Genomic DNA, 23,507 nt, shown 5'->3' with positions numbered 1-23,507 from the left:
TCAATGTGACGGCTTTTTCATTTTTGGTGTAAAGTAACTCGCAGTAAAAAAGTGATGATAAAGATCACCCCTAAGAAGTGAGAACAATATGAGTTATTTTGGTACAGACGGCATTCGAGGGAAGTTTGGAGAGTTACCAATTACACCTGAATTTGCATTAAAACTAGGTTTTGCAGCAGGTAAAGTTTTAAAAAAGCACACCAAAAAAAATAAACCTATTGTGGTATTGGGTAAAGATACACGTCTTTCAGGCTATATTTTAGAAGCAGCATTACAGGCAGGTTTAAATGCCGCAGGTGTCTATGTGCATTTGCTCGGTCCATTGCCTACGCCCGCTATTGCGCACTTAACCCGTGCCCTGCATGCCAGTTTAGGCATTGTGATTTCAGCATCGCATAATCCGTATTTTGATAACGGGATTAAATTTTTCTCGGGCGAAGGGAAAAAGCTGCCAGATGCCTTGCAAGAAGAAATTAACCAAGAATTGCAGCAAGAATTAAAAATTGATGATACGGCCAACTTGGGTAAAAGCGTTCGTGTTAAAGATGCCAATGGGCGTTACATCGAGTTTTGTAAATCGACCTTTCCATATCATTTAGATTTAAATGACCTCACCATTGTGGTCGATTGCGCCAATGGTGCTGCCTACAATGTTGGCCCTGCGGTATTCCGTGAATTAGGTGCGAAAGTGATTGCCATTCACAATGAGCCAAATGGTTTAAACATCAACGAAAATTGCGGCTCAACCCATCCTGAAAGTTTGCAAAAAGCAGTGCTTGAGCATCAGGCGGACTTGGGTGTTGCATTTGATGGTGATGCAGACCGTGTGATTTTGGTGGATAGTCAAGGCAAGCAAATTGATGGTGACCACATTTTATATATTCTTGCCACACAAGGCTCGAAAAAACCTGCAGGTATTGTTGGGACGTTAATGAGCAATATGGCGCTGGAATTGGCGTTAGAAAAAGCCCAAGTACCATTACTCCGTGCCAATGTCGGTGACCGTTACGTGCTACAAGGCCTGGAAGAAAATGGCTGGGTTATTGGTGGTGAGCCATCGGGGCATATTTTGACTTTGGACAAGAGCACCACAGGTGATGCAATTATTGCTGCCTTGCAAGTGTTAACGGTGATGGTCGAACAAAATAAAGCCCTACATGAATTGGTGGCAGATTTTAAACTGTTGCCAAATGTGCTGGAAAACGTGCGCTTAGCAAATATGTTTGATCCGTATACCGTTCCTGCCTTGGTGGAAGAGTTTGACCGTGCTACGGAACAGCTGAAAGGTCGTGGACGCTTATTGATTCGTAAATCGGGCACTGAACCTGTGATTCGTGTCATGGTGGAAGGTGATGATTTGGCTGAAGTGAAGGCAATGGCGAAAGATTTAGCAGATGCTGTACGTCGTCATGCCGTCTAAAGGGAGTAAATCGTGAGTGATTTAATTAAAGATTTAAGTGAGCTGCGTTTAAGTTACCAAAAAGGTGAATTGCTAGAAGCACAGGTCAGTGCCAATCCGCATATTCAGTTTTTGAATTGGTTTAACCATGCCTTAGAAGCCAAGCTACATGAACCCTATGCGATGTCATTGGCGACTGCCAATGCACAAGGTCGTCCGCATGTGCGTACTGTGTTGCTGCGCGGAGCTACCGAAGCAGGTTATGACTTTTATACCAATTATGACAGTCAAAAAGGGTTGGATTTAGCCGCCAATCCTTATGCTGAATTGTTGTTTTACTGGCCTGAACTGGAGCGTCAGATTCGTGTCAGTGGCTATGTCGAAAAAATTGATGAGCAAGAATCGACTGCGTATTATCACAAACGCCCGCGTGATAATCAGATCGCTGCGCATATTAGCACTCCGCAAAGTGGTGTGATTGCCAGTCGTGAAGAACTACAGGCGCGTTTCCAAGACTTGCATGCCCAAGTGGGTGATCAATCTGAATTGCAAAAACCTGTATTTTGGGGCGGTTACCGCTTGCAGCCTGATTATTACGAATTTTGGCAAGGTCGTCCGAACCGTTTGCATGACCGCTTAGCTTATGAAAAAATTGAAGGTGAGTGGAAACTACAACGCTTGATGCCTTAAATGACTGGAAACTATGTCAAAAATTCTAATAAAACAAAGACCTTTACTTACACGCCCTGAAAACTTTCAGGGCGTCTCTACATTTGTTGCCCAAATTTTAGCGCGCCGTGGCGTTGCGTCTGAGCAGGAGCTAGAACTTAAACTGAAGCACTTGCTTGCTCCAAGCATGAAAGGTCTACCAGAAGCAATTCAGCTAATGGATCAGGCGATTGATCAGCAGAAAAAAATTGTAATTGTGGGCGATTATGATGCCGATGGCGCGACCAGTACCACACTCATGATTTTGGCATTGCGCGAAATGGGCGCACAGGTGCAGTATTTAGTACCTGACCGTTTTAAATATGGTTATGGCTTAACCCCCGCCATTGCCGATTTGGCTTTTGAGCGTTATGCACCTGATTTATTAATTACGGTAGATAACGGAATTTCCAGTCATGCAGGTGTGGAGCGTGCGCAAGCTTTGGGGATGCAGGTCATCATCACCGATCACCACCTCACTACAAAAGCCACTCCAAATGCAGAGGCTGTGGTGAATCCGAATCAATTGGGTTGTGATTTCCCAAGTAAAGCTTTGGCAGGTGTGGGCGTGGCATTTTATGTGTTGGCGAACTTATCCAGTCAGCGTAAAAAACAGGGCAAATCTGCTGCAAATTTAACGCAATATTTAGATTTGGTGGCCTTGGGCACCTATGCCGATGTCGCTAGTCTGGATTATAACAACCGTATTTTGGTGGATGCAGGCTTAAAACGGATACAGCAGAATTTATGTCGTCCTGGGATTAGCGCATTGCTGGATTTGGCAGGACGTGAACCCGCACAGCTCAAAGCGCAGGATTTGGGTTTTGTCTTGGGGCCACGCATTAATGCTGCAGGGCGCATGGAAACCATGGACATTGGAATCGAGTGTTTACTGTCGGCGGATATGCAAAGTGCCTATGCTTTGGCGCGTCAGTTAAATAGTTTGAATCAGGAACGCCGTCAGGTTGAAGGGCAAATTAAACAAGATGCGCTGGCAGAGTTGGAAAAGCTGCAGTTAGATCAAAGCGATTTACCGCATGCCTTGATCATGTTTGAAGAACATTGGCACCAAGGTGTAATTGGAATTGTTGCAGGACGCTTAAAGGAACAGTTTCATCGCCCTGCGATTGTATTTGCTGCCGATGAAGATGGTGAGCATATTAAAGGCTCTGCCCGTTCAATTGAAGGGGTTCACATACGTGACACCATTGAATTGGTCGCAGAGCAATATCCATATTTGGTCAGTCATTTTGGTGGGCATGCGGCTGCGGCAGGTTTGACCATTAAAAAGGCGCACTTTGCAGAATTTAAACAGGTCTTTGAACAGATCATTGCGCAAATGGATGCGGATTTATTTCATGCTGTGCTATGGACAGATGGTGAATTGCCGCAAGAAGCTTTTGATTTACACACGGTAGATTTATTACAGCATTTGGCGCCGTGGGGACAAAAGTTTCCGCAGCCTGTGTTTGAGGGACGGTTTAAAGTGGTTGATTTTAGATGGTTGAAGGACAGTCATTTAAAATTGCGTTTGGCATTGGACAATGGGCAAGTGGTTGATGCGATTGCGTTTGGTGCTAAAGATAAATTTGAATTTAACCCGATGCGGGATGATGTGCGTTTGGTTTATGAGTTAGAGCGCAATGTGTTTAATGGCAATGTGAGTTTGCAGTTGCAGATTGTGCATTTGGAGCAGTAATCCAAATAAAAAAATCCGCTCAAATTTGAGCGGATTTTTTTGCTTTTAATGTAAGGGATTAGAAGCGATAAGCAGCACGAAGACCGAAGACATTTGCATTTTCTTCAAAGTCAATAGAGCCTTCTAGGCTGACTTGTTGATTGAAGAATTTTTTAGCACGAATTTGGAAGGTATCATCTTCACCGTCATCGGTATAACCGAGGCCAATGCTAAATGTTTTGTCTAGATATAGATCTGTACCTAGAGTGAACATTTCATCATCAGCAAAAACAACACCACCCTCAAAGTTCATGTCATATGCACCGACTTGAGTAACGTATTTAGCACGTAAAGTTGCATCGGTATTATCAGCTTCATCGTTATCAAAGCCTACGATACCTGCTGCAATGAGTAAACCAGAAACAGGAAGATAACCTAACTCAGCTGTATAGTTTGTTGTATCAAAATCAAAGCCATCAAATTCAACTGTAGTTTGACCAATGCCAGCACTTACATAGAAGTCTGTATTTGGAACAAAATATTCCACGCCGATACCAAAAGAAGTACTCTCAGCTACATCAAAATCAATATAACTAATCTCAGCATTAACGTTGCTTGCACGATTTAAAAAGGCAGCTTCATTTAATGGTGAGTTCTTCACTTGACCTGGATTAAAGTAAAAAGTCCCATCAAGCGCAAAACCTGTAGAAGTATCTGCATTTTCATAATCAGGATCAATCACTAAAAGTGATCCACCAATTTCAGCTTGATACGCATGAGCTGTACTTAAACCAGCAAGAAGAGCAGTTGCAACTGCAATTTTTTAAACATTATTGAGATTCCCTCTGTTGTAGAAATATGACTGTTTTGTTACAGTTGTTGCTGATTGTACGGAAAATAAACATACAGTCAATGCACTATTTCTACCTAACTGCTTTATTTTAGTGCACAAAAAAGCACCCTTCCGAAGAAGAGTGCTGTTTGAGTATGTAATTAGGCTAAACTTAGAAGCGATATTTTGCAGCGACACCAAAGCGGTTATAGTCATTGTTGCCAACTTCACCAAAGCCAACACGGCCTTCGAGGCTGATTTGCGGGGTAAAGAATTTACGTGCATTAATACCAAATTCGTTAGTATCACCGTAGTCACGATCTTTACTGTAGTAGTCTACACCTAGACTTAAGGTTTTATCGATGAAGTAATCTGCCGCAAGATTATATTCGTCTAAATCACCAAAACCTGCGCCTGCTTCTAAGTTGATATCTTTACCATTGCTTAGAGAAGTGACATATTTAGCGCGAAGCGTAGGATCGACACCGTCGTCATAATCGTTGTCGTAGCCTTTTAGACCTGCAGCAATTAATAAACCTGGTGCGGGTAAATAACCGACTTCAGCGCCATAAACAGTCTCATCAAAATCGCCACCGCGGTCAAATTTCATATCGTCGCGACCAACATTACCACTCACATAGAAATCTGAGTTAGGAATGTAAACTTCAGCACCTACGCCGTAACGATGACGTTCATCATTACCGACTTCGTCATATTGGTATTTGGCATTTACGTTGCTAGCACGATCAAGGAACGCTGCTTCTGCCAAAGGTGCATTACGGGTTTGTACAGGGTTAAAGTAATAAGTACCATCTACACCGAATGAACCGCTTGAACTGCCGTTGTCTGGATCAATCAGTCCTGCTGATGCACCAATTTCAGCTTGGTATGCGTTCGCAGTACCAGTGATAGCCAAAGCTGAAAGTAGGGCTGATGCGATTGCTAATTTTTTCATGGAAAGTACCCCTCTGAAATCTGGTTAACAGTTAAACTTTTTGTTACAACTTTTAGTCTAGGCGAAAAAAAATCAGCGTCAATCACAGGAAAGTTGCCGCTTTGTTACAAGCGTAAATTTGTGTAATATTTTGAGTTTAAGTGATTGAAATAAAAATGAAATAATTAAATGTTTTGTTTTATTAAAACTATGTGTATTTTGTGAATTTTACTAAAGTTGATCATTAAATCATCAAACTTGTTTCATCTTTGTTTTATTTTGGCGGGTTGAAGCAATTACCATACACCACTTTTTAAGCATGTTTTCAGCTGAATGTGTCAGGCAAAAAATCAGGGCGATAGATCGGCCATTAAGATAAATATCCGTGTTAATCGTGCATGCTATTTTAGGTTGGATATCATCAGGCTCTCATTTTAAAAGTTTAAAGTGATCTTTATTTTTAACCACATTTAGCATTCAACCGATAAAAGCTGAAAAGTTATGCTGGAATTTGCAGCAGGGTAGAAATGCCAGAACAGGTCTGTGCTACAATTATCGGCTATTGAGCTTCATTGTTAATTGAGAGAATTTACGTGGAAATTAATCCTTATCTAAACCAATTAAAAGACTTGAACGAACGTGGTCAAACACTACGGGGGTATCTTTGACTACGATCTGAAAAAAGAGCGTTTAGAAGAGGTTCTCCGCGAGTTAGAAGACCCTGCCATTTGGAATGATCAAAGTCGTGCTCAAGCGATGGCCAAAGAAAAAGGCGAGCTTGAGAATGTGATTAATGTTCTGGAAGGTTTGGCAACCCAGTTAGAAGATGCACAAGCCATGCTGGATTTGGCGGTTGAAGCAGATGATGAAGATTTATTGGTGGATGTGCAGTCGGAGTTGACCTCTGCTGAAGAAGAGCTGGCCAAATTAGAATTTCGTCGTATGTTCAGCAACCCAATGGATCCAAATCCGTGTTATGTCGAAATTCAGGCGGGTTCAGGTGGTACAGAAGCGCAGGACTGGGCATCTATGTTGCTGCGTATGTATATGCGCTGGATTGAACGCCATGGCTTTAAAGCAGAATTGATGGAAGAGTCAGATGGCGATGTGGCAGGGATTAAATCTGCGACCATTCGCGTTGAAGGCGAATATGCCTATGGTTGGTTGCGTACCGAATCGGGTGTGCATCGTTTAGTGCGTAAATCGCCATTTGACTCAGGTAACCGTCGTCATACGTCATTTTCTGCAGTGTTCGTTTCACCAGAAGTGGATGACAATATTGAAATTGATATTAACCCTGCCGATGTCCGTACCGATACTTATCGTGCTTCAGGTGCGGGTGGTCAGCACATTAACAAAACTGACTCTGCGGTACGTTTAACCCACGCACCTACAGGTATTGTGGTGGCTTGTCAGAACCAACGTTCGCAACACGCCAACCGTGACCATGCGTGGAAACAGTTACGTGCCAAGTTGTATGAACTGGAAATGAGTAAACGTAATGAGGCGGCTCAAGCTTTAGAAGACTCGAAGTCTGATATTGGTTGGGGCAGCCAAATTCGTTCTTATGTATTGGATGATTCACGTATTAAAGACTTGCGTACAGGCGTGGAAACTTCAAATACAGGTGCGGTTTTAGATGGTGATTTAGACAAGTTTATTGAAGCCAGTTTAAAACAGGGTCTATAAGTTACGGTCTGTAAGACCGTAATAAGCCTGCCCAATTCAGTTGAGTTGCTTAAAAATTTATATAAATCGTAAAAAAACGATATTAATATCGAAAAAATACGATATATTAAGGGCAGCTGCTGAATTGGGCTTATATTTACGAATATGTGTCTGAATGATGGATGTCGATTTAATCTTTAAAGCCTTAGCCAATCCTACCCGTCGGCAAATTTTAGAATGGTTAAAAGCACCAGAACAATTTTTGTCGGTAGATGAGTGTGGCGACTTTAAGCGTGGCGTATGTGCAGGACACATTGAGCGTTTGGGCAAAGTGTCGCAATCGACCATGTCAAATCATTTATCGGTACTGCAACAGGCAGGTCTTATTCGTGCAGAAAAATATGGACAATGGTCTTATTTTTCTCGTAATGAAGCACTCATTCAGCAATATGTCGAATATTTAAAACACTCACTTTAACTGTGAGATTAGAGGCAAAAATGGCTGAATTAGACTCTCCTTTAGTTTTGGGTGATCTGCATCTAAAAAACCGTGTGGTGATGGCACCTTTAACCCGTAGCCGCGCCAGCGATGACCGTGTTCCAACGCCAATGATGGCAGAATATTATGCACAGCGTGCCAGTGCAGGTTTGATTCTTTCAGAAGCAACGGTAATTTCTGAAGAAGCCAATGGTTATTTAAATACCCCAGGATTGTTTACCGATGCTCAAGTGCAGGGTTGGAAACTCGTTACCGATGCCGTGCATGCCAAAGGTGGTTTGATTGTGGCGCAACTGTGGCATGTAGGTCGTGTTTCACATCCAGATTTACTCAATGGTGCAACACCAGTATCGGCAAGTGCGGTACAACAAGCAGGTTATGTCAGTTTGTTGCGTCCTAAACGTGAATATGTGTTGCCACGTGCCTTAGAAATTGCAGAAATCCACACCATTACCGAGCAATATAAACAAGCCGCCATCCGTGCCAAAGAAGCAGGATTTGATGGGGTAGAGTTGCATGCAGCCAATGGTTATTTGATTGATCAATTCCTGCAAAGCAAAACCAACCAACGTGACGATGAATACGGTGGTTCGGTTGAAAATCGTGCGCGTTTCTTGTTAGAAGTGATGGACGCCTTAATTGAAGTCTGGGGCGCAGGTCGAGTCGGTGTGCATTTAGCACCACGTGGCGATGAGCACGACATGGGAGATGATGATCCACGTGAAACCTTTGGCTATGTCATGCAGCAATTGGGGCAGCGTAAAATCGCCTTTTTCTTTACCCGCGAATATTTAGCCGAAGACAGCATTTCCCAAGAAATGAAAGTACGTTCAGGCGGTGTGCCATATATCGCGAACATGCGTTTAAGTCGTGCTGATGCCGTGGAATTATTGGCTTCGGGCAAGGCCGATGCGGTATCATTTGGTAAGGCGTATATTGCCAATCCAGACTTGTATGAGCGTTTATTGGTAGATGTACCTTTAAACGAACTCAAGTTGGAAAACATGATTGGTACAGCCGTTGCAGAAGGCTATATCGATTATCCAACTTTGGCGGAAACACAACACGCTGTAGAATAAAAGCCAGTATAGCGCCACATGCAATTAACATGCGCGTGTGGCTCTGTTATATTTTGCCGATAATCTTTCTTTGGGGCGCATCTTTTGGCTACTCCATTTTGGTATAACTTAGCCTTGGCGCTGTTAAAACCGATTTATCAGTCACGTATTCGTAAACGTGCCGAACATCCTGAGCAATTACAACAAGAACTGCTTGAGCGTTTTGGCCCATTTCAGCCCGCTAAAAATTTACATGCCATTTGGTTTCATGTGGTGTCGGTGGGAGAAACCAATGCCGCGCAACCTCTAATTGAACATTATTTAAAAGCGGGGCATCCTGTTTTAGTCACCAATACCACCAAAACAGGGCAGGCACGCGCCAAATCATTATTTTTAAAAGCACCGTATTTAGATTTATTTCAAGCTGTGTATTTACCTGCCGATCAGGTACATTTAATTCGTGAGTTTTATCAGAAATATCAGCCTAAATTATTGGCACTGGTCGAAACAGAATTGTGGCCTAATTTGATTGATCAGGCGCAGCATTTTCAAGTCCCGTGTTTGTTGATTAATGCGCGGCTTTCGGAAAAATCGGCCAAAGGCTATGCCAAAGTTAAAGGATTGACTCGTGGCATGTTGCAAAATTTGCAGCAACTTTTGGCGCAAGACTCTGCCACACAGCAGCGTTTTATCGCATTGGGGATGCCTGCCGAGCGTACAAACGTGGTGGGTAATATTAAATTTGATATTACTGCACCAGAAGATTTTGTAGAGCAAGCCGCGCAGTTGCAACAGACATGGCAATTGGTACATCGCAAAATTATTACCCTTGCCAGTACCCATGCGCCTGAAGAACAGCAATTATTGACTGCTTTGAAACCTTATTTCGCACAGCATCCTGAACTGTTATGTATTGTTGTGCCGCGCCATCCAGAGCGTTTTGATGAAGTGGCTATGCAGGTACAAAAACTGCAACTTAATATGCAGCGCCGTAGCTTGGCTGAAGCGATTCAACCTGAAACACAAGTGTATTTAGCCGATAGCATGGGTGAAATGTGGTTGTGGTACGCCTTAAGTCAGGCCTGTTATGTCGGTGGTTCGCTGAATGAACCTGGCGGTGGGCATAATATTTTAGAGCCTTTGGCCTTAAATGTCGCCACGGTATTGGGCAAAAATTATTTTAACTTCCAAAGTATTGTGGATGAGTTTGTTGCAGCAGAAGCCGTGTATGTGGTCGAAAATGCTGAACAAGCTGTAAATACGTTAACGCAATTGTTGTTTGAACCTGCGTTACGTGCACAGCTGAATCAAAATGCTCAAGTGATTATGTATAAAAATCGTGGCTCTTTAACTGAGCATATTCACGTGATTAATCAGTATCTTTAAATATGAATATCGTTTTGCTTGACCCTCGGCAGACCACAAATGAAGTGTGGTCTATTAGCACCCAGCGGCAAGTGCAGCATTTGCATACGCATGTTGGTGTGCAAGTCGGTGACACCTTGAAAGTCGGGATTCGTGGTGGCAAGCGTTATTTGACCGAAGTGGTGGAAGTCAGCGAGCAGCGAATTCAAGTCAAAGCCCTGCATGAAGAAGCTGTCCCAAAAAAACTGCCTGTGACCCTGATTGTGGCTTTGCCGCGCCCCAAAGTATTGCGTCGTTTAATTATGGATAGCGTGACGTTAGGTGTGGAAAAAATTATTTTACTGCACAGCTATCGGGTTGATAAAAGCTATTGGCAAACGCCATTTTTGCAGCAGCTCGATCAATATGTAACTTTGGGCTTGGAACAAGCAGGCGATACCATTGCACCTGAGATCCAACTTTATAAACGCTTTAAACCCTTTGTGGAAGATGTTTTGCCCGGTTTGATTTCTGCCGATTGTTCTGCTTATGTGGCGCATCCTTATACCGATCAAGCTATGCCACATGCCATCCAACATCCATGCAGTATTGTGATTGGCCCAGAAGGTGGATTTATTCCCTACGAAATTGATTTGCTCGAAAAAAACGGCTGCCAAGCGCGGCACTTGGGCAACCGTATTATTCGTACTGAAACTGTGATTGCTTATGTTTTAGGGCGTTTGTTTAGTGCGGGCTGAATCATCTTCATTGACTGCTGCATCACCACGATAAACTTTCACTTCCTGCACAGGATAAGGAATCGAAATGTGATGTTCGGCAAAAGCGGCAATTACCCGTTCTTGCACTTCACTGATGGATGCTGAAGTGGTGGTTTCCGTCGTATTTACCCACCAACGCACATTTAAATTAATCGAAAAATCGGCCAAGGCAGTGACATTGACGCTAAATGCAGGTTGGCTCAAGATTTTTATGTCACGGTCTAAAATGGCCAAAATAATATCTTTGGCTTTTTGTACGTCATCTTCATAACCAATACCGACCACAAACTCGCAACGACGACGGGTATAAGCCGTATTGACCGTCACGGCACTGGTATACACCGTAGCATTTGGAATCACGATGCGACGTCCATCGGGAGAGCGCAGGAAGGTGGCACGAATCTGAATATCTTCTACCGTACCTTCCATATTATTTACGATAATGTCATCACCAATTTTAAATGGCTCACCAATCAAAATCAGCACGCCCGATAATAAATTCTGGAAAATATCTTTAAAAGCAAAACCAATTGCAACAGAGCCTAGACCCAAAGCACTCATCAGTTGGCTTGGGGTAAAACCCGGAATTGCAATCACCATCGCAATCAGAAAACCAAAGAAAATAATTGCGGAACTACCGACCCGATTCAGCACCAAAACCAGATTTTGTCGGGTATAGGAACGATTGTTTAGGGTCTTGCGGACAAACCATTTAAACACACGGGCAAGCAGCCAAAACAGAATCAGCACCACGGCTGCAATCATTAAATACGGCACACGCTCCCAAAATCCTTCCATAATTTTGTCGATGGTGGAGTAGGCGTCATTGTACTTGGCCGTATGATTGATCACGGTTTGCGTGGTTTTTTCAGTGGCTTCCTGCAACAGCTGGCTGGTGTTTTCAGAAACTTCACTGAGTGAGGGTTTGGATTCTGCCACGATAATTCCGAATTCAAAATGAAGTGACTATTTTGCCTGAAAAACTCAATTTGGTTAAGGAAGCAATGCTTACTTGCGAGTATTTTAGACAACTTGGAGAGAAGTGATGAGCGTACTATTTTTTGGTGCTTAAAATGCTAGTTGTATGTGGTTTTATCTGTAAGACAGGGTCGTTGGCATGGATGATTGGCTGCGTAAAAAAATGTTAATACTCGCGATTATTGGACGATATTTTCTTTAAAAATAATGCAATGCGCAGTACAGTGGAATGTAAACCTGAAAAGTATGAATGCAAGGACATGGCATTCGATCAACGATTTGGCATGCTCTTGTTTGTATAAAATTTATGCGACTAAAGCCGAATGGTGAGCCATAAAAAAGAAAGTTCATACTGTAAATGTGCAGAAATAATAATCAATAACGTGGCATACATCTCGTGAGAGATGCAAGAACCTCAAGGAAGTAGCAGATGAAAGACGTATATCCTGTTCCAGATGAATTTAAAAAGACTGCCCGCACCACTGAGGCAGAATATTTTCAACGCTATCAACAATCTATAGATGACCCTGATACTTATTGGGCAGAGCAAGCCCAACGCTTAGATTGGATTAAACCTTTTACTCAAGTCAAAAATACCAACTTTGACCCCGAGCATTTTAAAATTGAATGGTTTGCCGATGGGCAACTGAATGTCAGTGCCAATTGCTTAGACCGTCATTTAAAAGAACATCCGCATAAACCTGCAATTATTTGGGAAGGAGATCATCCTTCTCGACATAAAGTGGTTTCTTTTGCTTCTTTGCATGATGAAACCTGCCGTTTTGCCAACGTACTGAAAAAGAACGGGGTGCAAAAAGGAGATCGGGTGGTGCTGTACATGCCGATGGTTTCCGAAGCTGCGATTGCCATGCTGGCCTGCGCGCGGATTGGTGCAGTGCATTGTGTGGTTTTTGGTGGTTTTTCTCCCGATGCTTTGGCTAGCCGAATTGAAGATTGTCAGGCCAAGTTAATTGTCACTGCCGACTCGGCCATGCGTGGTGGCAAGCCAATTTATTTAAAAGCCAATGTTGATGCTGCTCTAAAAGTAGCAGGTACCGACTGTGTGCAAAATGTGATTGTGGTGCACCGTACAGGAAATCCGATTGAGATGTTACCTGAACGCGACGTGTGGTATCACATGGAAATTATGTCGGTCAATGACATCTGCCCACCCGAGCCGATGAATGCCGAAGACCCATTATTCATTTTATATACTTCGGGTTCGACAGGAAAACCCAAAGGCGTTTTGCATACCACAGGCGGTTATTTGACCTATGTGAACAGCACGTTTCGAGAAGTCTTTGATCTGAAACAAGATGATGTGTTTTGGTGTACCGCAGATGTAGGCTGGATTACAGGGCATTCTTATGTCTTATACGGGCCATTGTCGAATGGTACATCAACCGTGATGTTTGAAGGGGTGCCGAACTATCCAAGTTGGGCGCGCACAGGGCATATTGTCGATAAACACAACATCACCATTTTATATACCGCGCCGACTGCCATTCGCGCCATGATGCGAGAGGGAGATCGTTTTGTACGTGAAAGTGACCGCAGCAGCTTGCGTTTACTTGGTTCAGTCGGTGAGCCAATTAATCCTGAAGCATGGAACTGGTATTACAACGTAGTAGGTGAAGGACGTTGCCCAATTGTAGATACATGGTGGCAAACCGAAACTGGGGGCATATTAATTTCAGCATTGCCGGGTGCAACGCCACTGAAACCCGGTTCGGCGACGCGCCCTTTATTTGGGGTACAACCCGCAATTGTCGATGCCGAAGGTAATGAACTGGAAGGCGCGACCGAAGGCAATTTAATTATGAAAGATTCATGGCCAGGGCAAATGCGCGGTATTTGGGGCGACCCTGCACGTTTTATTGAAGCGTATTTTTCGACCTATCCGGGTGCGTATTTTACAGGAGATGGTGCACGCCGTGATGAAGATGGCTATTACTGGATTACAGGGCGTGTGGATGATGTCTTGAATATTTCGGGGCACCGTTTAGGTACCGCAGAAATTGAAAGTGCCTTGGTGGCACATGAAGCTGTGGCTGAAGCGGCAGTGGTGGGTATGCCCCATGAGATTAAAGGACAGGGGATTTGCACCTTTGTAACCTTGCAAGTTGGTACACCTGAGTCAGAGGAGTTGCGTGAAGAATTAGTCAATTGGGTTCGCAAAATTTTGGGACCTGTGGCAACGCCTGATGCGCTGCATTGGGCACCTGCTTTACCCAAAACCCGTTCAGGTAAAATTATGCGCCGTATTTTGCGGAAAATTGCAGCGAATGAATTGGATAGTTTAGGAGATACATCTACTTTGGCTGAGCCGCAAGTGGTGGAGCATTTGATTGCAACGGTGTATGGGGAGAGGTAGGTTAAGGTTGCTGTCACTGTACACAAAGAAGTTAGATAAGGTTTGTTTTTTATTTTTTTCGATGAAGTAAGGTGATTGTTTATATCATCTTACTTTATGCGACAACTCGTGTCGTCTTGCTTGGTAATTTGCTTAGGTGATTAAAAAATAACTGTAGAATAAATAACCATCATACAGATGATGTGGAATGGCATGAATATTCTAGGGTTACAGGCCAAGTATCGGCGTTTATATCATGAAAACTCAATTTGGAAATTATTAAGAGCAGATAACGCACCACATATTTTAGCGTTCATTGTTGACTTATTTGCAGAACAAAATGAAGTCCCTTATGGCCGTGCAAGAAATGTCTTGGATGAGTTGATTAAATCTAGTCGTGAGCAGGGTATTTGGCAGACAGAAAATAATGCAGCGCATTATTTAAATCATTGGATTCATTCAGGCTGGCTCAGAGAAATAGATGGCAAGCTGAGTAAAACGGATATTAGCGAAACCGTATTACGTTTTTGTCAGGGCTTGGATGAGCGAGCAACCCATACCACAGCATCACATTTAAGAATTGTGCAGGATGCGGTTCGTGATTTTGTGGTCGCATTGAGTGAAAATATTGAAGAACGAGTGGAGTTGCTCGAACAAAAAAAATTAGTGATTCAAAATGAAATAGATGCTTTGTTGGCGGGTGTTGTTACACAATTAGAAGAATCAGAACAAAAAGAAAGAATACGAGAAATTTATCAACTTGCTTCCATTCTTACAGGCGATTTTAGACGGGTCGAAGATGAGATTCGTCTACGAGATAAAGAGTTGCGTCTAGATATGATTAGTGGTGCTTATTCACGTGGAGAAGTATTGCTGAGCTTAATGGAAAAAGAGCAGTTGCTTGCCCAAAGTGATGCAGGCAGTGCTTTTGATGGGTTTTGTCAATTACTTCAGGATCAAGATCGTTCTACTGAGTTTAGAGAGCAGTTACGCAGTATTTTGAATCACCCTATTGCACAACAATTAAGCGAATCTCAACGTAAATATTTAGGTCAGTTAATGCGTGAGTTAGGACGCGAAAGTAGCCGAGTTTTCCAAGTCCGACGTCGTACAGAAGAAGGTTTGAGAGCTTATATTGAAAGTGGTGCAGCATTGGAAAACCGTTTGATTGATCAGTTGTTGTCGGAATTAGAAAAAAATGCAGTGGCATTGTTGGAATCGGAGTGTGATTTAAAAACAGAAGTACAAGTGGATTTAGCCGTGGGTTCCATCCAGCTGAATTCGCCTGAAAGTCTTGCTTTAAAAAGTCCCACAGAACATATGGATACACGTGAGGTCGAAGAGCAACAAAACAAGACTGAACCTAGTGATCAGATGTTGAAGTACTTAGACAATGTACGGGTTCGTGCTGTTGCTGAAAAAGTATATCAAACGCTCGCACAGAAAGGGGTGATGAGTATTGCCCACTTAACACATGAACATCCTTTACAAGCGGGGCTTGAAGAACTTGTTGCTTATTTGCGTATAGCAAAAGCCATTAAAGCACCACAAATGCAGCATACCGAGCAAGTTGAACTTAAGGATCGTTCAGGTGTGCATTTGCAGGCCAGTATTCCAGTGTATTACTTGAGTGCAGATTTATTTCCCAAAAATATAGATGAGCTGGCACTTTAAGGAGATCGAGATGCAATCAGAAAATAAGATACAACAGCATGACAACTTCTTTGAAATGGTACGCAGACCATCTTCAAATTCAGAGAAAAATATAGAAATCCAAGCTAATCAGCCTGTAGAAGATTCGTTTCCTACAACTGGGGCAGAGGAACAACATGCAGATAATCAAACAGAGATGGAGCATGCTCAGGATCGTGATACAGATGCGCTTATGCCACATGCAGCCCGACGCGTATTGGTCTATCTCATGCGTCAAGGGGTTATTCTTGCAGCAGAAAACTTAAAACTTTTTGATTTATTGTGCCGATATGAAGCGGAAATTCGTAGACATTTGGCAGAGGTTTATATCCAGTTGGTTTTGGATGCCAAGAAAGGTGTAGCTTATATCATCAATCTCGAAAGTATTGAGGATGAACAGGAAGATGAGAACCAGCCTTTAGATGATTTTCCTGTACTGATACGAAAACGAACTTTGACTGTATATGACACCTTAATTTTACTTATTTTGCGGAAGTATTATCAGGAGCGGGAAACTGCGGGTGAGCAAAAAATTATTATTGATGTTGAGCGAATCCAGAGCAGTTTAATTCCATTTATTCCTTTAACGAATCATGACAGCAAAGATCGTAAAAAGCTAAATGCAGCATTAGAAAAATTTATTGAGAAAAAAGTATTAACGGGACTGCGTGGTGAAGAAGGGCGTTATGAAATTACGCCAATTATCCGCTATGTCGTGAATGCCGAGTTTTTACAAAGTTTATTATCTGAATATCAACAATTAGCAGCAAAGGCCAAGTTGCAGCAATCCGAACAAGAATATGGAGAATCATCATGCAAGAAATGACCCTCTCAACTTTATTTGCACAAGGCCAAATTCGCTTGTCAGAAATTTCAGTATTTAACTGGGGCTCCTTCCATAACTTGCATACCGCACGTATTGATCCTGAAGGGACACTTATTACGGGAGATAATGGTGCAGGTAAATCTACCTTTATTGATGGTTTAATGGCATTGTTACAACCTGCAAGTAAAGCTAGTTTTAACGTAGCAGCTGCGCAGGGCGATCGCTCAGACCGTACATTACTCTCTTATATGCGTGGTAGTTTTGGTTCAGAACATGATGGGGCTGGAACGCGAGTAAAAAATAAGCGTGAAAAAGCAGTGACAACAGCATTAAGAGCGCTATATACCGCTGATGACGGTTCGATGATTACTTTAATTGGATTGTTTTGGGTTGGACAAGGTCAACATTCGCTGAGTGAAGTGAATCGTTTATATATGATTGCAAGTCGTAATGTGCAACTGACTGAAGTGTTAGAAAAATTTGCAGACGGTAATACTCGCCAGCTAAAACAACATTTTAATCCTAAAACAGATGCACGCGTGCATTATTTTGATAGCAAATTTGAAGACTATCAGGAGATGTATCGTAAATATTTATTTATGGATAATAAAAATGCACCTGCGTTGTTATCACGTGCTTTAGGCTTAAAGAAAATTGATGATTTGACTAAATTAATTCGCGAGTTGGTTTTAGAACCAAGCCAGGTTCGTGCTTTGGCACAGACTGCAGTAAATGAGTTTGCTGACTTAGAGGCAAACTATAAGCATTTGGTAGATGCGCGTGAACAAGTCCTACATTTACAGAAATTACCTGAGTTAGCTGTTCAAATAACAGCGTTAACTCTGCAACTGAATAATCTACAGCTCGAAAAACAAGCTTTTCCTGCATATTTAGGTGAATTGTATGTTCAGTTTTGGACTGAAAAAATACATCAGCTGGAGCAAGAGATACAGCGATTACATACGCAGTTTAAGCAATTAGAACAACAAGAACATGATGCGGAAAAACGACAAGAGCGCTGCCATGAAGACTATTTACAAGTAGGCGGTAATCGGATTGAAAACTTACAAAAAGAGCTAGAACTGATACAGCGTCAGTTAAAGCAATTAACCATAGAGGCATCGCGCTATCAGGAAGATGCTCAGCAATTACAATTGCAAGATGATTTAACCGAGCAAAATTTAATTGATAACCAAAAAATAGCCCATGAGCAGCTTCTAAATATTGGGCAAGAGAAAACCCAACGACAAGATGAGTTTGCTCAAGTCAGTAGCAAATACGCACAAACGCAACAGCAACTGAAAGAAACTCAAAGCGATATTCAAGAAATAGAAACCAGACCTAATAGTAATATTCATGATGTACATTTATTGCGTTTAAGAGATGAGCTTAGACAGCATTTAGATTTTGATGAACATGAATTAATGTTTATTGGCGAGCTCATTGATGTAAAAGAGGCTGAAAAAAGCTGGCAAGGCGCAATTGAACGAGCATTAGGTGGTTTAAAAACAACGTTATTGGTGCCGAAAGATCGTTATTCGATGGTCACTCAATGGGTGAATGCACGTCATAATAAAACCCATGTGCGTTTACAGGTGATCCATCCTGATGCTACAGAAAGTGTGTATTTTAAAGAAAATGGTTTTCTGCGGAAATTGGTTTGGCAAGAGCATCCATATCGTGATTGGTTAAAACAACATCTTCTTCGCTTTGATCTGCAATGTGTGGCAGATACAACAATCATGAATACAACGCCTTTTTCTATGACACAACAGGGCTTAATTCATCGTGAGCAAGGACGTTTTGAGAAAAAAGATCAACAGCGGATTGATGATCGAAAAATTTGGTGTTTGGGATTTTCCAATACTTCACGTTTAGATTTATTAAAGCATGAAGTAAAAAAACTTGAGGTACAGTTGGAACAGTATGCCTTGAGTGTTGCACAATCGCGTAAGGTGCTAGATCAGGTAACACAGCATAAGAGTTTGTGGGAGCGAATGTTACGTTACCAATGGGAGATGATAAATATTCCTTATTGGACAGAGCGCCAGCAACAGACTAGCAATGACTTGCAACATTTACAACAGGCAGATACCAATATTGAACAAGCTCGACAACGTTGGGAGCTTGCAAAAGAGGAATTAAAACAACTACAGGAACATAAAGGACAGTTACAACACACTTGGGGGAAACTCAAACAGAAACTCAGTGATGCAGAAAAACAACAACAACAAGCGCACAAGGCAGCAAACCAAGGCGTCCCAGAACAAGCCAGAGAACTGTTGCTACAGCGTATAGGAGAAACACCTCGGTTGGAGGATGCTTATCTTACTGCTGTGGAAAAAGAGCTAGAGCGTTTAATTGAACATACCAGCAACCAAAATACCTCAGCAAAAAATAGCGCAACGTACATTATTGGTCAGTTTCGTGGTAAGGATAAATGGTCACATATTGCATTACAACGTGAATGGGCAGTTGGTTTGGCCGCATTGGATGATTGTGTCGCCTATTTTCATGAACTAGAAAAGGAAGGTTTGCCTGCCTTAGTTGAACAGTTTGAACAGCGTCTGCAAAAACATACCATGCAGTCTTTAAGTGTGATTCAGAATCGCCTTGAGGCAGATAGAGAAGAAATTACTGACCGTATTGCCATAATTAATCAGGTTTTATGGCGTACAGAATTTAAGTCTGGCAGCTATCTAAGACTAGGATACAAAAAGGAAAAGTATCCACACGTCATAGATTTTGAGCAAAAACTAAAATGGGTCATATCTAGTATTAATAGTATTGAATATGAACAACGTTTTAAAAAGTTAGCTGAATTAATTTCTATTTTAGAAAAAGCGAGTAACTCGGTTACAGCGCATACTTTTGAAAGCCAGCGTTTACTTGATCCTCGTCATCAAATGTCTTTCTATGCAGAAGAAGTCGATTTGGCTACAGAAGAAATACGAGATGTTTTGGAGTCATCGAGTGGTAAATCTGGCGGAGAAAAAGAATCTTTTGCTGGAACCATTGTGGCAGCGAGTTTGGCTTATGTATTAACACCAGACGGCTATGATTATCCAATCTACAGTACAGTGTTTTTAGATGAAGCTTTTTCAAACACAGCTGAAGCGGTTAGTCGTCGAGTACTCAAAGTATTTAAGGCGTTGAAAATTCATGTCAATTTAATCACACCTTATAAAAACTTGAATTTAGCGCGTGAGTCAGCACGTTCTTTATTAATTGCCGAGCGTGATATTGAGAAACATGAAAGTCATTTATGTGAAATTACTTGGCAGGAAATTGATGAAAAAATGGCGCAAAAACAACAGCAACTGCATAGAGAGGCACAACAGTTTGGGGTGCAGTTAGATGCCTAAAATTGAGAAGTGGGGATTACTTCCAAATACCGTTTTGGGTATTTTGCATAAAAAAGAATGGGAAAATCGTCGAAATTTAAAGCAGCGGTTGTTAAATCAACGTCCTTTTCCAATCGAAATTTCACTGAAAGTGCCCACAGACCAACAAGCTAGAGATAATTTGGGTCATTTTCATGCTTTTTTTAAAGCGTGGACAGATTTTGCTTATCCTGAACTGGTTGAATGGCAAGAACGGCAGTATCGACAACTTTCAGAACAACGTGTTCCAGTAAAGTTACGAATTTTTTCTTTACAGCAGCTTACTGAGCTTTTAGGAACAGAGCAACAACTTGAAAACTGGTTGGATAAAATATCCAGCTTTTTGAAGCAGTCTTTTGTGCATGATCGTCATCAGCACCGTTTATTTCAAACTTTAATTCATCATTTAGAGCAGATAGAACGCTATAGCCAACAAGAATGGCAATGGTTGATTCAGCTGATTGAACAGCTGAAACCGAATATGGGGGCAGGGCTTTATTTAAGGGCCTTGCCATTAAGCGCTGTAAACACGAAGTTTCTTGAGCAGAACTTATTGCTGACGGAGGCAATTTGCAATGTACTTTATGATGATGAGATCGTACTGGCTGGAGGGTTGTTGGCATGGCTAGATTGCTTAGATAGCCCCAAAGGTTGGTTGACGATCAAACCCGTCTGCCCAAATGTGCAGGAAAAATTGGGAGGACTCCCCGTTTTTCAATTGTCCACAGAGGTGCTAGATCAATTTGAGTTACCTGCGGAACGAATAATTGTAGTTGAAAATATTCAGTCAGGTTTAGCGTGCCCTTACTTGGAAAATAGTATTGTGGTTTGTGGTGGGGGTAAAAATATTACATGGATGAAGGCCAAGTGGTTACAGTATAAACAGGTTTTTTATTGGGGAGATATCGACTCTGAAGGTTTAAATATTTTAAGTATGGTTCGGCAAAAAATTCCACACGTGATTGCTTTAATGATGGATGAAGCCACAGTTTTACAGTTCCAAAATCATATGGTGGATGAACCAGACTCTATTTTTAGTGAGCCACAATATCTCACTGCTGACGAGTTAAAATTATTTCATGATTTGCGTGCACAGACATTTAAAAATAGGCGTTTAGAGCAAGAGCGCATTTCGGTTGATTGGGTGCATCGTTATTTAGAGTTACTTTGAAAATTAATTTGATTGATAATAAGGGGTGTAATGTTTAAACCATCTGGGCGATGGCAAACTTAAACGCATCATTTCATCTGAACTGGTCGCACTTCTAAACCATCTGGGCGATGGCAAACGGTGGGATCGAGGCTTCAAAATCGAATTTAATGCTTCTAAACCATCTGGGCGATGGCAAACGGCAACCTGTAATTTTAAAGATTGTGGTCAATCTTCTAAACCATCTGGGCGATGGCAAACTTCTTGATATTCATGTGTCACCTTTAGCTTTACTTCTAAACCATCTGGGCGATGGCAAACACATGAATGCAGCAACCTCAAAACAGGCCAATCTTCTAAACCATCTGGGCGATGGCAAACTTTTGATTGGCTTAAATCGCCTAGCAAAGACACTTCTAAACCATCTGGGCGATGGCAAACGACTTTGGCTCTAATCAGATCGTAATGACGCACTTCTAAACCATCTGGGCGATGGCAAACGCGATGCTTCTGGTGTACATAATCTTGAAACACTTCTAAACCATCTGGGCGATGGCAAACTGAACATTGTGAATGAGGCTGGCGAGGATTCACTTCTAAACCATCTGGGCGATGGCAAACGTTATAAAACTCATCGTTTGACGCAGTATGAACTTCTAAACCATCTGGGCGATGGCAAACGTGCGGATCAAAATACAGCGCGTCAATTGGACCTTCTAAACCATCTGGGCGATGGCAAACAGTATTTAGGAGTTTTAACGCAAGATGATACACTTCTAAACCATCTGGGCGATGGCAAACATTGTGTTTACAGTTCACCAACACCATCCAGTCTTCTAAACCATCTGGGCGATGGCAAACAGATGAGTGGCAAACGTATAAATACACCGTGGCTTCTAAACCATCTGGGCGATGGCAAACTATCCAATGGAGTACATCCAAAAAGAACAGATCTTCTAAACCATCTGGGCGATGGCAAACATGTCATCCGCCACAAGAAGATGATGTCCTTTCTTCTAAACCATCTGGGCGATGGCAAACTGAATATGTGTGCTGACGTAATTTCCTTAATTCTTCTAAACCATCTGGGCGATGGCAAACACTTTGAACAATGGCTACATCTTGTTTGAGTTCTTCTAAACCATCTGGGCGATGGCAAACAACCCAATAGGCAGTAGAAATATCCGTTTGCACTTCTAAACCATCTGGGCGATGGCAAACAATTAGGCATTTAGCACCAAGTTTTTGAATCACTTCTAAACCATCTGGGCGATGGCAAACCGTTTGCCTTGTTATAAGTTTTGTCTTGGTATCTTCTAAACCATCTGGGCGATGGCAAACAAAGTGAATGAGTGTACGCAAATTTGGTCAAACTTCTAAACCATCTGGGCGATGGCAAACACATACAGCCAAATCTTAGCGACTACTGGAACCTTCTAAACCATCTGGGCGATGGCAAACCAAAAGTACATCAAGCTTGACGTGAACGGTAACTTCTAAACCATCTGGGCGATGGCAAACAAAGCGCAGGGTGCAATTGGAATGCTCAAATGCTTCTAAACCATCTGGGCGATGGCAAACAACATGGCCAATGACTTGCGTCCTGAATGGCTCTTCTAAACCATCTGGGCGATGGCAAACCGACAGTCCGAAGAACAGAGCAAAGAGAACTACTTCTAAACCATCTGGGCGATGGCAAACACAGTTGAGCTTTTTTTGTGCCTGTGGTTTTGCTTCTAAACCATCTGGGCGATGGCAAACAAGTAACAGCTACAGGTGGGTATGGTGCGGTACTTCTAAACCATCTGGGCGATGGCAAACAGTCATGCGAATTCACAGCTGCTAAAGTTTGTCTTCTAAACCATCTGGGCGATGGCAAACGTAATGCCATATTAATTGACATATTGGAAATACTTCTAAACCATCTGGGCGATGGCAAACACTAGAATCTACAACATTATTTAAATGTGGTACTTCTAAACCATCTGGGCGATGGCAAACCAGTTTTGAAAAATCTACAATTGTTTCCGTTGCTTCTAAACCATCTGGGCGATGGCAAACAGGTTTTTTTATTTGCACCAAAAGCCGAAGATCTTCTAAACCATCTGGGCGATGGCAAACGAGGATTATTATTCTAATGTAAGTAAACTGTACTTCTAAACCATCTGGGCGATGGCAAACACTGGCTGTTCAGTTTGTTCATGTAGCGTCTTCTTCTAAACCATC

The 23,507-nt window shown here is 42.2% G+C and carries 16 protein-coding genes and 1 CRISPR repeat array (1 of these 17 cut by a window edge); of the genes, 13 read left to right on the top strand and 3 right to left on the bottom strand.

Annotated features, from left to right (window positions below; translation table 11 throughout):
• Nucleotides 1–88 precede the first annotated feature (88 nt).
• Genes glmM through recJ form a run of 3 tightly spaced genes read left to right on the top strand, consistent with a single transcriptional unit; the run spans nucleotide 89 to nucleotide 3,806 of the window.
• Nucleotides 89–1,420 (top strand): phosphoglucosamine mutase, encoded by a 1,332-nt coding sequence (glmM, locus tag HYG89_RS12770; protein ID WP_178867818.1) that lies wholly within the window; start codon nucleotides 89–91, stop codon nucleotides 1,418–1,420.
• Between the two features lie 12 nt (nucleotides 1,421–1,432).
• Nucleotides 1,433–2,089 carry a pyridoxamine 5'-phosphate oxidase gene (pdxH, locus tag HYG89_RS12765; RefSeq protein WP_178867817.1) on the top strand — a complete coding sequence of 219 codons (657 nt, stop codon included), beginning with the start codon at nucleotides 1,433–1,435 and terminating at the stop codon, nucleotides 2,087–2,089.
• 13 nt (nucleotides 2,090–2,102) lie between these two features.
• Complete coding sequence (gene recJ / locus HYG89_RS12760) at nucleotides 2,103–3,806, top strand: single-stranded-DNA-specific exonuclease RecJ (RefSeq protein WP_178867816.1); 1,704 nt, start codon at nucleotides 2,103–2,105, stop codon at nucleotides 3,804–3,806.
• A 58-nt stretch (nucleotides 3,807–3,864) separates the two neighbouring features.
• Here recJ and HYG89_RS12755 read toward each other — a convergent pair whose 3' ends face one another.
• A complete protein-coding gene (locus HYG89_RS12755) occupies nucleotides 3,865–4,605 on the bottom strand; it encodes a putative porin (RefSeq protein ID WP_178867822.1) in 741 nt (246 codons plus the stop codon).
• 184 nt (nucleotides 4,606–4,789) lie between these two features.
• A complete protein-coding gene (locus tag HYG89_RS12750; protein WP_168381588.1) occupies nucleotides 4,790–5,572 on the bottom strand; it encodes a putative porin in 783 nt (260 codons plus the stop codon).
• Between the two features lie 572 nt (nucleotides 5,573–6,144).
• On the opposite strand from HYG89_RS12750, the gene prfB reads away from it, so the two are divergent.
• The 5 genes from prfB (at nucleotide 6,145) to HYG89_RS12725 (ending at nucleotide 10,878) form a co-directional block, all read left to right on the top strand.
• Nucleotides 6,145–7,240 (top strand): peptide chain release factor 2 gene (gene prfB, locus HYG89_RS12745; RefSeq protein ID WP_168417714.1). Its coding sequence is split into 2 segments (ribosomal slippage): nucleotides 6,145–6,216 and nucleotides 6,218–7,240, totalling 1,095 coding nucleotides; the frame shifts between segments, so codons are not numbered across the junction.
• A 157-nt stretch (nucleotides 7,241–7,397) separates the two neighbouring features.
• Nucleotides 7,398–7,697 (top strand): helix-turn-helix transcriptional regulator, encoded by a 300-nt coding sequence (locus HYG89_RS12740; RefSeq protein ID WP_178867820.1) that lies wholly within the window; start codon nucleotides 7,398–7,400, stop codon nucleotides 7,695–7,697.
• Nucleotides 7,698–7,717: 20 nt separating this feature from the next.
• Nucleotides 7,718–8,797, top strand: coding sequence for an alkene reductase (locus tag HYG89_RS12735; protein ID WP_178867815.1), 1,080 nt, complete (start codon nucleotides 7,718–7,720; stop codon nucleotides 8,795–8,797).
• A gap of 84 nt (nucleotides 8,798–8,881) precedes the next feature.
• Nucleotides 8,882–10,162 (top strand): 3-deoxy-D-manno-octulosonic acid transferase, encoded by a 1,281-nt coding sequence (locus HYG89_RS12730; RefSeq protein ID WP_178867814.1) that lies wholly within the window; start codon nucleotides 8,882–8,884, stop codon nucleotides 10,160–10,162.
• A gap of 2 nt (nucleotides 10,163–10,164) precedes the next feature.
• Entirely contained in the window at nucleotides 10,165–10,878 is a 714-nt protein-coding gene (locus tag HYG89_RS12725) for a 16S rRNA (uracil(1498)-N(3))-methyltransferase (RefSeq protein ID WP_131261200.1), read from the top strand.
• Here HYG89_RS12725 and HYG89_RS12720 read toward each other — a convergent pair.
• Entirely contained in the window at nucleotides 10,852–11,838 is a 987-nt protein-coding gene (locus HYG89_RS12720) for a mechanosensitive ion channel family protein (RefSeq protein ID WP_004974276.1), read from the bottom strand. The two genes, HYG89_RS12725 and HYG89_RS12720, sit on opposite strands and share 27 nt — an antisense overlap.
• Before the next feature lie 469 nt (nucleotides 11,839–12,307).
• On the opposite strand from HYG89_RS12720, the gene acs reads away from it, so the two are divergent.
• From acs to HYG89_RS12695, 5 genes are all read left to right on the top strand, one after another.
• Nucleotides 12,308–14,251, top strand: a complete 1,944-nt coding sequence (acs, locus tag HYG89_RS12715) for an acetate--CoA ligase (protein ID WP_131261198.1) — start codon at nucleotides 12,308–12,310, stop codon at nucleotides 14,249–14,251.
• A gap of 192 nt (nucleotides 14,252–14,443) precedes the next feature.
• Entirely contained in the window at nucleotides 14,444–15,904 is a 1,461-nt protein-coding gene (locus tag HYG89_RS12710; protein WP_070155917.1) for a DUF3375 domain-containing protein, read from the top strand.
• 10 nt (nucleotides 15,905–15,914) lie between these two features.
• Complete coding sequence (locus HYG89_RS12705) at nucleotides 15,915–16,748, top strand: DUF4194 domain-containing protein (RefSeq protein ID WP_096901687.1); 834 nt, start codon at nucleotides 15,915–15,917, stop codon at nucleotides 16,746–16,748.
• Nucleotides 16,736–20,113, top strand: a complete 3,378-nt coding sequence (locus HYG89_RS12700) for an ATP-binding protein (protein ID WP_178867812.1) — start codon at nucleotides 16,736–16,738, stop codon at nucleotides 20,111–20,113. The genes HYG89_RS12705 and HYG89_RS12700 overlap by 13 nt, the downstream gene beginning before the upstream one ends.
• On the top strand, nucleotides 20,106–21,302 hold the full coding sequence (locus HYG89_RS12695; RefSeq protein WP_004974289.1) for a Wadjet anti-phage system protein JetD domain-containing protein: 1,197 nt from the start codon (nucleotides 20,106–20,108) through the stop codon (nucleotides 21,300–21,302). The genes HYG89_RS12700 and HYG89_RS12695 overlap by 8 nt, the downstream gene beginning before the upstream one ends.
• 31 nt (nucleotides 21,303–21,333) lie before the next feature.
• A CRISPR array of direct repeats spans nucleotides 21,334–23,507; the repeat unit is 28 nt; unit sequence CTTCTAAACCATCTGGGCGATGGCAAAC; it runs 1,095 nt beyond the window's last position.

It is taken from the genome of Acinetobacter sp. SwsAc5 (assembly GCF_013391485.1).
GTDB lineage: Bacteria > Pseudomonadota > Gammaproteobacteria > Pseudomonadales > Moraxellaceae > Acinetobacter > Acinetobacter towneri.
This window is presented reverse-complemented; position numbering and strand designations above follow the sequence as displayed.

Bases quoted from the DNA above. Each gene is read 5' to 3' on its own strand.
- glmM (WP_178867818.1), top strand. From the start codon at position 89: ATGAGTTATTTTGGTACAGACGGCATTCGAGGGAAGTTTGGAGAGTTA.
- recJ (WP_178867816.1), top strand. From the start codon at position 2,103: ATGTCAAAAATTCTAATAAAACAAAGACCTTTACTTACACGCCCTGAA.
- HYG89_RS12750 (WP_168381588.1), bottom strand. From the start codon at position 5,572: ATGAAAAAATTAGCAATCGCATCAGCCCTACTTTCAGCTTTGGCTATC.
- HYG89_RS12740 (WP_178867820.1), top strand. From the start codon at position 7,398: ATGGATGTCGATTTAATCTTTAAAGCCTTAGCCAATCCTACCCGTCGG.
- HYG89_RS12735 (WP_178867815.1), top strand. From the start codon at position 7,718: ATGGCTGAATTAGACTCTCCTTTAGTTTTGGGTGATCTGCATCTAAAA.
- HYG89_RS12725 (WP_131261200.1), top strand. From the start codon at position 10,165: ATGAATATCGTTTTGCTTGACCCTCGGCAGACCACAAATGAAGTGTGG.
- acs (WP_131261198.1), top strand. From the start codon at position 12,308: ATGAAAGACGTATATCCTGTTCCAGATGAATTTAAAAAGACTGCCCGC.
- HYG89_RS12710 (WP_070155917.1), top strand. From the start codon at position 14,444: ATGAATATTCTAGGGTTACAGGCCAAGTATCGGCGTTTATATCATGAA.
- HYG89_RS12705 (WP_096901687.1), top strand. From the start codon at position 15,915: ATGCAATCAGAAAATAAGATACAACAGCATGACAACTTCTTTGAAATG.
- HYG89_RS12700 (WP_178867812.1), top strand. From the start codon at position 16,736: ATGCAAGAAATGACCCTCTCAACTTTATTTGCACAAGGCCAAATTCGC.
- HYG89_RS12695 (WP_004974289.1), top strand. From the start codon at position 20,106: ATGCCTAAAATTGAGAAGTGGGGATTACTTCCAAATACCGTTTTGGGT.